Below are 13,296 nucleotides of genomic sequence, written 5' to 3'. Positions count from 1 at the left end.
TCAAGCAGTTTCGCGCTATCGCAACCCGCTACGATAAACTGAAATCGACCTTCCTCGCAGCCGTGCAGTTCGCCTCAATCATCATCCTGCTTAACTGACGACACGCCGTAGCGTTAGGATACAGTTTTATAAATATTTTGGAGGAACGCATGCTCACTCTCAAAAATCTTGGCAATGTGGAATCTCCTGTACATTTACCAGACTATAATCCTTTGGATATTAAAGCGGGTATTGTTCATTTTGGTGTTGGTAATTTTTTTCGGGCGCATGAAGCACTCTATATTGATAAAATTCTCAAAGCAGAACCAACATGGGGCATTATTGGGGTCGGCCTGACACAAGGCGACCACTCAACCAAAAAAGCCGCAATGTTTCAGGCACAGGACTGCCTGTACTCCCTGACCGAATGCGCACCTTCAGGCGATCGCTCCATACGGATCATAGCCGCGTTACGTGATTATCTGCTGGCCCCTCAAAACCCACAAAGCGTGCTGGAACATCTGACTAGCCCGGATATCCACATTGTTTCCATGACCATAACAGAGGGTGGATATAATATTAACGAGGTCACGGGACTGTTTGACCTTGATACGCCAGCCGTAAAAAATGACCTGCAAAATCCGACAAACCCGACAACAGTTTTTGGGTACGTGGTGGAAGGTCTCCGCCGCCGCCGGGATGCAGGATTAAACGCGTTTACCATTATGTCGTGCGATAATTTGCGGCATAATGGAGATGTCGCCCGCAAAGCTTTTCTCGGTTTTGCGCAAGCGCGCGACCCGGAACTGGCCGATTGGATCGCCCGTAACGCCACGTTCCCCAACAGTATGGTGGACCGTATTACCCCTACCGTTACTGCGGATATTGCCAAACAGTTGAATACCGCCAGCGGACTGGACGATGCTTTACCTGTTGTTGCGGAAGATTTTCACCAATGGGTTCTGGAAGATAAATTTGCCGATGGTCGACCCGATCTGGCCCATGCAGGGGTGCAGTTTGTGAGCGATGTAACGGATTACGAGCATGTTAAAATCCGCATGCTCAATGCCTCCCATATCATGCTCTGTTTTCCTGCCATTCTATTGGGTTATGAGCATGTCGATCAGGCGGTTAAAGATCCAGCACTCAAACAGAACGTGGAAAACTTTCTAACGCGGGATGTCATTCCAACACTCAAGGCCCCACCGGGCGTAAATCTGCAACAGTATATGCAAAGTGTGCTCAGTCGTTTTTCCAACCCCGCCATGGCTGACCAGACCTTGCGTATTGCCAGCGATGGCTGCGCCAAAATTCAGGTTTTCTGGACACAGACAGTCCGGGACCTGCTCCTTGATGGCAAGGATTGTTCCCGCATCGCCTTTGGTATGGCTGCTTATCTGGAAATGCTGCGCGGCGTAAACGCTCTTGGGCAGACCGACAAAACATCCGAGCCAGCTTACACGGCAGAGCAGGAAGCCCTTATTCGCTCGGATGACTACGCGGCAGGGCTAAAGCTGCCTGCATTTGATGCATGGCGGGATCTGGATAGTCATGTGCTGGATCAACGGGTTGTTGAGTTGCGTAAAGTTATACGTGCTCAGGGTATTCGGGCTGCGTTATCAGAACTACCAAGGTAATATAGTCTCAATATATCATCCATACATAATATAGAAATTAAAAATAAAGCAGAGTGTTTATTTCTGTAATCATGAAATAAACACTCTGCTACACCGCAATCCATACTTACGTAAAATGCCACCACGTTTTCGTTATGCGGTGGAACCACGCTGTTTACATGTCGTTTAAATAACGTGATTGAGCTGCATCCTTCATACCAATGATGTGATGCCCATATACCGCGCCACCCTACCATACTGCTGGCGCGCAAGAGCATGTAAGTCCCTATCTATGGTTTTTAGCATAGCCATGCCTGTTTTCCCGTCTGGCAACTCAGCCTGAAACCGCACAACATCCGGTCGGAATGACGCGACGGACGACAGAATTACACAGGGCAAAAAGGGGCTTACCCCAATGGAGCGTTACAGTTGGAGCAACAGGATATGACAGCACCATATAGCCTACGGGACGTAAGCATTGGCATAGATGCCACAGGCATGCGGCACGAAAGTGACTCAATGGGCACCATCGACGTGCCCGCCAACCATTACTGGGGTGCTCAGACACAACGTAGTCTGGTGCATTTTTCCATCGGACATGACCACATGCCCGTTGAGCTGTGTCGTGCCTATGGGATCGTTAAAAAAGCTGCGGCACAGGTTAACCTTGCCGATGACCGTCTACCTAACTGGAAAGCCGCCGCAATTATTCAGGCAGCAGATGAAGTTATTGCGGGCCAGTTAGACAGTGAGTTTCCGCTTTATGTCTGGCAAACGGGCTCTGGCACTCAGACCAATATGAATGTCAATGAAGTCATAGCAAACAGGGCGATTCAGCTACTAGGGGGGCAGATCGGGTCCAAGACCCCGGTTCATCCCAATGATGATGTGAATATGGGGCAGTCGAGCAACGACTCATTTCCCACGGTCATGCATGTTGTCACGTTACTTGAAATTGAAAATACTCTTGTGCCACAGATTGAGGCGCTTATTGCCAGTATTCGCGCCAAAGCCCAGATGTGGAGCACAGTAGTCAAAATGGGCAGAACCCATTTGCAGGATGCCGTGCCCTTAACTGTAGGGCAGGAATGGTCCGGCTGGGCCCAACAACTGGAGAACGCTCTTGATGCGCTTCTTTCCGCAAGGGGAGGGCTGGCTGAACTGGCCGCTGGTGGTACCGCCGTTGGCACGGGGCTGAATGCTCCCAAAGGCTTTGGCAAGGCTATTGCCGAACATATTGCCGTGCTTACAGGCAAACCGTTTGTTACCGCCCCCAATAAATTTGCAGCTCTCGGCGGGCTGGACGCCATGGTCCGTGCATCTGCCGGACTGCGCGCTCTTGCCGTAGCCTTAATGAAAATCGCCAACGATATGCGCTGGCTCGGTTCTGGGCCCCGTTGCGGTCTGGCGGAACTCAAACTGCCCGAAAATGAGCCCGGGTCATCCATAATGCCCGGCAAGGTCAACCCTACGCAATGCGAAGCCCTGATCATGATTGCAACGCAGGTGCTGGGAAATGATACGACCGTGGCTTTTGCGGGCGCTCAGGGCAATTTTGAGCTGAACGTCATGCGGCCGGTTATTGCGGCTAATGTTCTGCATGCCATCCGTATTCTAGCGGATGGTTGCAAAAACTTCCGGCTGTTTTCCGTTGAGGGGACAACACTGAACGAGCAGAAAATCAAACATTACGTGGAGGTTTCAGTCATGCTGGTCACCGCACTGAGTCCGGTAATCGGATATGACAAGGCCTCTGCCATTGCCCACCGCGCCATGGAGAGAAATGAGACGCTCAGAGAGGCGGCTCTGGCATCTGGAGTAAGCGAAGCGGTTTTTGATCAAAACGTCGATCCGAGTCGCATGGTAGGGGAGGGGCTGGCAGGCGCCTGAGTCAGCCTGCAATAGCGTGCGCCAAATGAGCATGCAGCCTAAATCACTCAGGCTTGATGCATATCATTGTGGCGTGATGGGGCAGGGGAGCAACTTTGGCCCGTTGTAAAACAAGACTTCTTGGCGGAAGTGGGAAAGGGAGGTGTTAAGCCTCCCTTTCTTTTGTACTCGCTTGTGATCAGGCTGTTTGCTGAGCACCACTAAAATCTGCCGATTTGGGCTGTTTTTTCTTTTTTTTCCAGCATTTCGGTATGGCGATGCGCTTCGGGTGAAATGCGCAGGCAAAGCGTAAGAACACCCGCGACCAGATAAAGCCCGGAAAAACTCCAGATTACACCTTCAAGCCCCATCCCGAACCAGGATTCACAGATGCTGACCACAGCAGGTCCAACCCACGTGCTAGCCCCGGCCCCCAAACCCAGAATGGAAAGAGCTGCGGCTTTTTCCTTGGGGCAGATCAGCGGCATAAGGCCAGACATCGGCACGAACGCAGCAACAGTGCCCCCGTAAACAAAGCCCGCAATAGCAGCCAACGTGAAGTTACCCGGGTACCATAGTGGCACATAATAAAAGAGCGGAATGGTCACGCAACAGCCAACACACCCACCAATGGCGATGACAAACCGGTGGCCAAGCTTGTCCGCCAACATCCCGGCAGCAAGGTTGAATAGAATATTGCCAAGAAAGATCAAAGACAGCAGATCAAGCCATTGCGACTGTGAGAAATGTAACTGATCAACAAAGAACGCAGGCATGATCGCCAGAAAGGCATACTCGGAAGACGTGTTGACTGTCCGGATAATGCCCGACACCAGCGTTTTAGGCTCGCGCCACATAATGCTGATTGACCCGAAGAAGACCTGTTTTTTATCGGCTCCGGCCGCAATCAGTGGCTTGCTTCCAATAGATTCTCTTACAAACAGCAGGGCAATCAGGCCGCCAATAATAACCAGCCCCAAAGAACACCAGAAAGTGGCCAACTCACCTATATACGGAATGGTATACCGTGCGAACTGGGAGCCAAGTGTTGGCAAGCCGGCGGAAAAGGAAAACCAGAACCACCCGGCAGCCGAACCCAGCATACGTGAGGGTGTGGCAGCCGCAATCCAGACCAGAAACCCATAAGCAAAAAGGGGATAGGCAAAACCACGGAGTGTGTAGAACAGCAGCGTCATGGACAGGTTGTCCGGTCCCAGCCCCAAGGACAGAAACCCCACCTCCAGCAATGCCCAGAGCAGCAGACCTGCCCACATGGTACGCCGGGGACCATACAGATCGGATAATGGCCCAGCCAGCCATGCCGAGAGCATGACCGTTACGCCATATGTTGTGAACATAAGGTTCACATCACCCTGAGTATGCCCGTGGTGGAGCATATACGTATCAAGGTACCCGGCTTCCACGCCATCGCCGACCATGAACAGGAGCAGGCCAACAAAACCAAAAAAGAGTGGTTGGGGGATGCCCAGAAAGGCGGCGATACCACGCGACTGCATGGATGACTGAGGGCTTGTCTCTGGCAAGACGCTCTCTCCTTATATAATTTTTGCAGCCTGCTGAAAAAGCGACACCCTAAGGAGCAAGGGAAGCAGACATGCGTGATGCTGGTCCGGAATAAAATTCAACGGACTATGAAGATACGAGCACGAAAACAGGATCGCGCATCACGAAAAAGAAGCACAAACCATTGCGCTTGCAGTAATATATACGCACACGCAGGAATCATTTCAAGATTTTTTTTATAAATACATATGCAAATAGAAATTATTGTTTTCAATAATCCTTTAAAATCTAAATATCTATTCGATATACCATAAGTAGTTATGTTTATATTTATTTATTAACATGCGAATTAATTTTTGAGATTACTTGATTATTTTTTTTCCGCTGCCCTTAAAAAAGCACAATTGCTCCTGATCATGCGAACGGGGGAGGTCCACTCTCGTAAGTAATTTTAAACTCTGTATTCTTAGATATGTAACTCTATAAAATAATATCTCATTTTCTTTTTGACCGTTTCATTTCTTCAAGTTTTGTCAAATCAACGGCGACCTTATTAATGGGCGCATCCCAGTCCAGGGGCTCTGACTGCTGATATATGCGAAGATGATTATACCAAGGCGTGTCCGTGCGGCCAGAAAGCCAGCGCCAGCACTGGTCAAACCGCGACAACATCCACACGGGCTTGCCAAGCGCTGCCGCCAAATGAACAACGGATGTATCAACCGAAATAACCATATCCAGATTGGCAATCAATGCTGCCGTATCGTCAAAATCGTGGAGCAGATTGGTATGGTTGACCAATTTCATACCCGCTGGTGGCGTTTTGGCCTGAATACCTTTTTCTCCAACCTGCAAGCTATAAAATAAGATATTGGGAACTTTTGCTAACGGTGCCATGCTATGCAGATTAATGGAACGACGCTGATCCACAAATTCCACGTATCTGACCTCCCTATGAGGGGAGCCCGCCCAGACAAGACCGATCCGTAGCGTCGGCGCCGCCGACATAAAGAACAGATCCTTATCCAGACGACTTTTCCATATAGCCACCTTATCAGGGTCAGGAACAAGATAACCATTCGCCAGCGGAATCGTGTCCAGCGTGGTGCCCAGCAAATAGGGCAAACTTCCTACCGAGCATTCCAGATCGTGGGGAGGAGCAACCTCATCAACTGTAATAAACAACTGCTCGGGAAAAGAACGCTGCAATAATGTTAATAATTCTTTGCGAACTTTTACAATGATTTTACCACCACGCTTAGCTGCATAGGGAACAAACCGCACAAAATGCAGCATGTCACCAAACCCGTCTTCTGTATGTACCAGCAGAGTTTTGCCTAAAAATGGCTTGCCATCCCACACCGGGCCCTGCAAATTATGCTTACCGATTATGTTGCTGTTCCAACGCCATTCATAGGCTTTAAAACCCTCCACATAATCCCCCCCAGCCAAGAGAGAGAGAGCATAGTTTGTGCGGCTTTGTCCGTTATCAGGTTCGATCTGAAGGGCGGCTTTATGGAAATTCAACGCAACTGCGTGCCGTCCCTGACAATCGAGCACCACCCCCAGATTGCTAAGAGCAAGTGAGTGCTGTGGTTGCAAGGTCAGGCATTTTTTATAAGCTTCAATCGCGCCATTATAATCCTGCGTTTCAAACAGGACATTCGCAAAATTTGACCACGCGTCCGGCATATCCGGCTTTATGCGAACTGCGTGTGCCAGAAGAGATTTTGCTGCCTGGAATTCTCCTAACGAGCACAACAGGCCACCATAATTACTGAGCGCATAGGCATTGTTGGGGTTACGCTGCAATTCGGCTTTGTAGACTGCAATCGCTTCTTGCAGTCGATTGACCCGTTGCAACGCTACAGCATCCATTATTTGAGCATCAGATAGATCGGATGAAACAGAAGACGGACTCTGTGGCATAATCGTGCAACCCAGATTCAGTTAAACTAAACGGAGAACATAGTCACACTGTTCAAAACCATTGTGACTATGCCTTCCAGATTAGCAAACAATTATAATGGTTTTACAAATCCAACCAGTTTTTCTGCTTCGGTTACAATAGGCTCGGCAATGGCCTGTGCGCGTTGCGCACCGTTATGCAGCAGTTGTACCAAATAGGATTCATCTTGTAAAAGCTGGCTGGTTTTTACCGCAATCGGGGCAACTTCATTGACAACAACGTCCGTCAAAGCCGTCTTGAACGGACCAAAGCCCTGTCCCTGATGTAGGTCCAGCACCTGCTGCACACCCATGCCTGACAACGCTGCGTAAATAGATATAAGATTTTTTGCTTCTGGCCGATCCACTAGTCCCGATGGGTCAGACGGTATGACACCTGCATCCGTTTTGGCCCGTTTGATTTTTAATGCAATGGTATCGGCATCATCTGTGAGTTCAATCCGGCTTTGGGCAGATGGGTCGGATTTGGACATTTTTTTTGTCCCATCGCGCAGACTCATCACACGAGCTGCCTCTGGGGGAATAAGTGCTTCAACCTGCGGAAAAAAGTCCACGCCGTAATCATGGTTGAACTTCTGGGCAATATCGTTGGTCAGTTCCAGATGCTGCTTCTGGTCTTCCCCCACAGGCACTCGTGTGGCCTTGTATGCCAATATGTCCGCCGCCATCAAATTGGGGTAAACATAAAGCCCTGCTGAATGATTTTCCCTATCCTTGCCGGCTTTATCTTTAAACTGGGTCATACGGTTCAGCCAGCCTAACCGGGAGACACAGTTGAAAATCCACGCCAGACGCGCATGAGCTGAAACAGCCGACTGATTGAACAGAATGTGCCGCTCGGCATCAATGCCTGATGCGAGCAGAATAGCGGTCTGCGTAAGCGTATGTTCGCGTAGTTTGGCAGGTTCCTGCCAGACCGTAATGGCATGCATATCTACCAGACAAAACACACATTCATGGTCTGCCTGTAGGCTAACCCAGTTGCGGATTGCCCCCAGATAGTTACCAAGTTGAGGAACGCCTGAAGGCTGAATGCCAGAAAAAATACGTTGCATACGGGTTTATCGCTACTGTCTGTAAGGAAAAGGAAAGCTGAAGGAAATACCTTATTTTTCAAAAACCAGAGCAGAGTGGCTTCAGGCATTTCATTTCAGGAAGGTCGGAAAGGAAGCGTTTAAATTTTTGCCCTGAGCACTATTGGTGCCACTCACCCCATTCAGAAAAGCACTTACCTGATGGCGCAAACCTGATCTTACCGATCAGCAGGACAATAACCAACGGGGAAGATGCCTTCCATGGCTATCAAACTCAGCATTGCTACAGAGAACATGTAGTAGCGGAAGCATTCTCGATCATCAGCGCACAATCAGGCAAGTTCACTGATGTGTTGAAAATCTTCCCCTCGAAGCATGGTGCTAATCCGCAAGCAAAGCTCCATGCGGGGAAGGGGAGAAGATACCCCCTCGCCGCAGCAGTAGCATTATGGCGAATTATGCGTATGCTCGACCCCAAGCAACTGGATACGGAAGACCAAGGGACTATCTGAGGGAATAACCCCCATGGACCGGTGACCATAGCCCAGTTCTGGCGGCACATACAGCATCCACGTGTCACCAACATGCATCATGGGCAGGGCTTCCATCCAGCCCTGCACCAGACCATCCAATGGCATCTGCATGTATGCCCCGTTACCGTGCTGTTCTGAACCATCAAAAATGGAACCATCGGGCAGACGACCTTCGTAGATGAGCATCATCATATCCCCTTTACGGGGTTGCTCACCATCCTTGGGACCAGATTCGAGAACTTTGTAAGCCAGACCGTCCTTAAGCACCGTAACACCGGGTTCCGACCGCAGTTTGGCCATCTGCTGCGCCGGTGTCAGCTCAACCTCTTCCGCCTTGTGGCCACCACAGGCAGTAAGCGAAAAGGCCAGACTGGCCGCCAGCATACATGGGACAAGAGAAAATCGACGGGACATGGTGTGTATGTGCTCCCTTACAAAGTACAGAAAAAGCGGCGCTTAAAGCGCGCCACCTTTACGACCAATCTGCGCGCCCAGACGCAGGCGCAGTGCATTCAGCTTGATAAAGCCCTGCGCATCTTCCTGATTATAAGCGCCCTCATCATCTTCAAAAGTCACGACGCGGGTATCATACAGGCTGTTAGGGCTTTCGCGGCCAACACAGATGACATTGCCCTTATACAGCTTCAGGCGTACGCGCCCACTTACCGAGTGCTGCGAGGCATCAATCAGGGCCTGCAGCATGCGGCGTTCGGGGGAAAACCACAGGCCATTATAAAGAATAGAAGCGTAGCGCGGCATCAGGCTATCTTTAAGATGCATGGCTTCGCGGTCCAGTGTAATGGACTCAATGCTCCGATGCGCCGTAAGCAGGATTGTGCCGCCTGGTGTTTCATACACACCGCGAGACTTCATCCCCACAAAGCGGTTTTCCACCAGATCCAGACGCCCAATGCCATTGGCACGACCCAACTCATTCAGCCGTGTCAGCAACGTTGCGGGGGACAAGGCCTCGCCATTAATAGCAACCGGGTCACCGCTGACAAAGTCGATGGTAATTTCCGTTGCACGGTCAGGTGCTGCTTCTGGCGCAATCGTGCGCTGGAAAACAATTTCCTCAGGAGCAACAGCCGGATCTTCCAGCATTTTCCCTTCGGAAGAAGAGTGCAGCAGATTGGCATCCACGGAAAATGGCGCTTCGCCTCGTTTGTCCTTTGCAATGGGAATCTGATTTTCTTCCGCAAAGGACAAAAGACGGGTGCGCGAGGTCAGATCCCACTCACGCCACGGCGCAATAACCGTAATGTCGGGCTTGAGGGCATAATAGGCCAGTTCGAACCGGACCTGATCGTTGCCTTTGCCGGTAGCGCCATGTGCAACGGCATCTGCGCCAACAGCCTCTGCAATTTCAATCTGACGCTGGGCAATAAGTGGGCGGGCAATGGATGTGCCCAGCAGGTACTGCCCCTCATACAACGTGTTGGCCCGGAACATCGGGAAGACGAAGTCCTTCACGAATGTCTCGCGCAGGTCTTCTACAAAAATTTCCTTGACCCCGAACATCTCGGCTTTTTTGCGTGCCGGCTCAAGCTCTTCACCCTGCCCAAGGTCAGCCGTAAAAGTCACGACTTCGCAGCCATAGGTCTTTGTCAGCCATTTCAGGATAACGGAGGTATCAAGCCCGCCTGAGTAAGCCAGAACAACCTTTTTAACGTCTTTTTTGGCGGAAGTCGCGCCCATGCACCAATCTCCTGATCACTCTGAATAACAGGTTTGCCTTTCTCCTATCACCGAGAAAGGTCTGGAGCCAGAGCGCTTTGCCCATCCAGCCATGCTCGGACAAGAAAAAAGTGTGTTTTTAGGAGGGAAGAGAGTTTCTTGCCCGTTCACTCGCTGTTTTTAACTGCCCGCAGGCCGCCAGAATATCGCGTCCACGGGGGGTGCGGATAGGGGATGCAAAACCCGCATTCATAATAATTTCCGCAAATCTATTCTGCTGCTCGCGTGTGGAAGGTCGATACTCACTGCCCGGCCAGGGGTTGAACGGAATCAGATTAACCTTGGCGGGAATATCCGAAATTAGCCTGACCAGTTCACGGGCATCTGCTTCGCTGTCATTTACCCCGCGTAGCATGATGTACTCAAAGGTAATGCGCCGCGCATTACTGGCTGCCGGATAACGGCGGCAGGCTGCCAACACCTCCTCGATCGGATATTTGCGGTTGAGGGGCACAATTTCATCCCTCAGATCGTTCCTTACGGCATGAAGGGAGACAGCAAGGTTAATTCCCAGTTCGTCACCACAACGGTCCATAAGAGGCACAACACCGGACGTGGAAAGGGTGATACGCCGCCGGGACAGGCCTATGCCTTCCCCGTCCATGATGATTCGCATGGCCTTGGCAATGTTCTCGTAATTATACAAAGGCTCGCCCATACCCATCAGAACAATGGTAGACAGCAGGCGAGGGGTGTCCCCCTTGGGGCTAGGCCATTCCCCATAGGAATCCCGCGCAGCCATAAACTGCCCGACAATTTCCGCAGCGCCCAGATTGCGGACCAGCTTTTGGGTACCCGTATGGCAGAACGTGCATGAAAGCGTGCACCCCACCTGCGATGAAATGCAGACCGCACCCCGATCCTCCCGCCGGTCGGGAATGTAAACGGTTTCCGCTTCCTGCCCATCCCGGAAGCGGAACAGGAACTTACGTGTTTCATCCTGAGATGTCTGAACGGTTGTGGGCTCTGGTCGTGCGATAATGAATTTCTCAGCCAGTTTTTGCTGGAGCGGCTTGGCAATGCTGCTCATCAGCGAAAAATCTGTAACCCCCTGATGATAAATCCAGTGCCACAACTGCTTGGTACGAAAAGGTTTTTCTCCAATTTCGACCAAAATTTCCGTAAGTTCATCACGGGAAAGCCCAACTATGTCCCGCCGCCCATCAGCCGTAACCATAGAAGGCGGGCTAAACAGGGCCGCTTTTGCCAGAATGCGTGTGCGCTCTTCGGCATTCAGCGCGGTTACCGCGGCGGCATCCGCAGGGATTGAAGGGGAGGGAACAGGAGACGACATGGGGCTATGCACTGTTTCAAAAAATGGGGATGATGAGGGTCATAACAAAAAAAGAGGCTGACAGATACCAGCCTCTTTCTCTCCACACCGTCATCGGGGTCTAACGGCAGACAATTTTGTATCCACCGTTACTGGGCAGGGGGCTGAGCCTGCCCTTTCAGGGCATTCTGGAGCCACGTAGCCATTGTCATTTTAGAGGTGTCAACATTATCCAAAATCATGCCAATGGTCTGCGCGGAATAGGCATCTGGCTTCGTATCAGCCGAAATCGGGAAGGACGGGCGCGTAATTTCAATCGTTAGCGCGGGCGCTTCCTGCTTGTCATCTCCCACATTCATGCTCGCCGGGCCAGCGCCTTCCTCCTGTATATCAGCAACGACCGAAAGTTTGGCAGCCTCCGGGTTCTGACCAAAATACAGATAGGCATATGTCGCAGCCGCAGAAAGAACATCCTTGACTGTCTGCCGGTAAAGGTCGGCTGAACCAGAAGCGCCATCCACATGTAATGTGGCCGGGTCGGCCTTAATAGTCAGCACACCGGCCTGCATATCATCCTGCAAGAGCAATCCGTCCTGCTCATATCCCCGAAGCAGAACATTACCTGTTTCCGTGGCCGGGCGGGATGGTGCTGAAGGATGATACGCAGGGGCCGCACAGACATATGAGCTGGTGGCCAAAAGGAAGGAGACGCTGAATAGTGTCGCGATCGTGCGCATGATTCTTTGTTGCTTCCCTTAATGGTGAACTGATTTGTGCATTCTCTCGGAGAATTATGGCAAAAAAATTGATCATCTGCCATGCAAAAATCAGGAAGCGACCTGAAAATTTAATTTAAGATTTACGCTTATAGTCTGCTTTTTATGCCTTACGCTGTGCCGCTATAAGGAATTCCTTATTCCCTTCCGGCCCGGTAATAGGGCTTAGCTCAATGCCCAGCACCTCCCACCCCGGTAGGCCAGACCACCATTCCCGAATATTTGCACACACGCTTTCATGCACAACAGGATCGCGCACAACGCCTTTTGCGCCGATCTGCTCCCGCCCGGCTTCGAACTGCGGCTTAATTAATGCCACAGCCCATGCATTGTCCGCAGCGAGGCCAAGAGCCGCGGGCAGAACAGTGCGCAGGCCTATAAAACTGGCGTCACACACAATCACTTCGGGAGCCACGGGAATAAGTGTGCTGTCCAGATATCTGGCATTGCACTTTTCCAGCACACTAACCCTCGGGTCGGAGCGCAGCTTCCATGCCAACTGACCATGCCCGACATCGACCGCATAAACATGCTCTGCCCCATTGGTCAGAAGCACATCCGTGAAGCCACCAGTGGAAGCTCCAACGTCCAAGCACTGCCGCCCCCGTGGGGAAAGACCAAAATGTTCAAGGGCATGCGCAAGCTTGCACCCCCCGCGAGACACCCATGGATGGTCCTGCCCACGCAGTTCCAGAGGAGCATCCTCAGCTAGCAGGTCGCCCGCTTTAGCCACACGCTTGGTACCATTAAACACAAGCCCGGCCATTATCAGGGCCTGAGCTTTTGTCCGGCTTTCCACCAATCCACGATCGACCAGCAACTGATCCGCACGACGCCGAGCCATATAGTCAGGCCGTCCGTTCTTCCGTCAGATTAACACCCAAGGCGTTAAGAGCGGTTGCGACGATGTGTGGGGCGGAGAGCCCTGCCTCGTCATACTGCGCGTCCTGCGTGTTGTGGTCGATAAAGCGGTCGGGCAGGGTCATG

General features: G+C 51.3%; 10 protein-coding genes and 1 pseudogene. 3 read left to right on the top strand and 8 right to left on the bottom strand.

Translation table 11 applies throughout. The annotated features are described in order from the left end of the window. The 3 genes and pseudogenes from GOB86_RS13200 to fumC form a co-directional block, all read left to right on the top strand. A pseudogene (locus GOB86_RS13200) lies at positions 1–98 on the top strand (IS5/IS1182 family transposase); the annotation flags it as partial. A gap of 51 nt (positions 99–149) precedes the next feature. Next, a complete protein-coding gene (locus GOB86_RS13195) occupies positions 150–1,616 on the top strand; it encodes a mannitol dehydrogenase family protein (RefSeq protein ID WP_165993004.1) in 1,467 nt (488 codons plus the stop codon). 423 nt (positions 1,617–2,039) lie between these two features. Beyond that, positions 2,040–3,485 (top strand): class II fumarate hydratase, encoded by a 1,446-nt coding sequence (gene fumC, locus GOB86_RS13190; protein ID WP_165993002.1) that lies wholly within the window; start codon positions 2,040–2,042, stop codon positions 3,483–3,485. Between the two features lie 200 nt (positions 3,486–3,685). Here the strand turns inward: fumC and GOB86_RS13185 are convergent, their stop codons facing one another. The 8 genes from GOB86_RS13185 to GOB86_RS13150 all read right to left on the bottom strand — a co-directional run bounded on the left by GOB86_RS13185 (position 3,686) and on the right by GOB86_RS13150 (position 13,153). Further along, positions 3,686–4,981, bottom strand: a complete 1,296-nt coding sequence (locus tag GOB86_RS13185; RefSeq protein WP_165993008.1) for an MFS transporter — start codon at positions 4,979–4,981, stop codon at positions 3,686–3,688. Positions 4,982–5,483: 502 nt separating this feature from the next. Then, entirely contained in the window at positions 5,484–6,917 is a 1,434-nt protein-coding gene (locus GOB86_RS13180) for a tetratricopeptide repeat protein (protein ID WP_242012676.1), read from the bottom strand. Positions 6,918–7,009: 92 nt separating this feature from the next. Beyond that, positions 7,010–8,011, bottom strand: a complete 1,002-nt coding sequence (trpS, locus tag GOB86_RS13175; RefSeq protein ID WP_165993000.1) for a tryptophan--tRNA ligase — start codon at positions 8,009–8,011, stop codon at positions 7,010–7,012. Between the two features lie 425 nt (positions 8,012–8,436). After that, positions 8,437–8,937 (bottom strand): FKBP-type peptidyl-prolyl cis-trans isomerase, encoded by a 501-nt coding sequence (locus GOB86_RS13170; RefSeq protein WP_165992998.1) that lies wholly within the window; start codon positions 8,935–8,937, stop codon positions 8,437–8,439. 42 nt (positions 8,938–8,979) lie between these two features. Then, positions 8,980–10,221, bottom strand: coding sequence for an argininosuccinate synthase (locus GOB86_RS13165; RefSeq protein WP_165992996.1), 1,242 nt, complete (start codon positions 10,219–10,221; stop codon positions 8,980–8,982). Between the two features lie 118 nt (positions 10,222–10,339). Beyond that, complete coding sequence (rlmN, locus tag GOB86_RS13160; RefSeq protein WP_165992994.1) at positions 10,340–11,554, bottom strand: 23S rRNA (adenine(2503)-C(2))-methyltransferase RlmN; 1,215 nt, start codon at positions 11,552–11,554, stop codon at positions 10,340–10,342. A 128-nt stretch (positions 11,555–11,682) separates the two neighbouring features. Further along, positions 11,683–12,270 (bottom strand): hypothetical protein, encoded by a 588-nt coding sequence (locus tag GOB86_RS13155; RefSeq protein ID WP_165992992.1) that lies wholly within the window; start codon positions 12,268–12,270, stop codon positions 11,683–11,685. 142 nt (positions 12,271–12,412) lie between these two features. Beyond that, a complete protein-coding gene (locus GOB86_RS13150) occupies positions 12,413–13,153 on the bottom strand; it encodes a TlyA family RNA methyltransferase (protein WP_165992990.1) in 741 nt (246 codons plus the stop codon). Between the last annotated feature and the right edge of the window lie 143 nt (positions 13,154–13,296).

It is taken from the genome of Acetobacter lambici, from assembly GCF_011516885.1.
In the GTDB taxonomy this organism is placed as follows: Bacteria; Pseudomonadota; Alphaproteobacteria; order Acetobacterales; family Acetobacteraceae; genus Acetobacter; species Acetobacter lambici.
The sequence above is the reverse complement of the archived record's forward strand: the minus strand, read 5'-3'. Positions and strand labels throughout refer to the sequence as shown.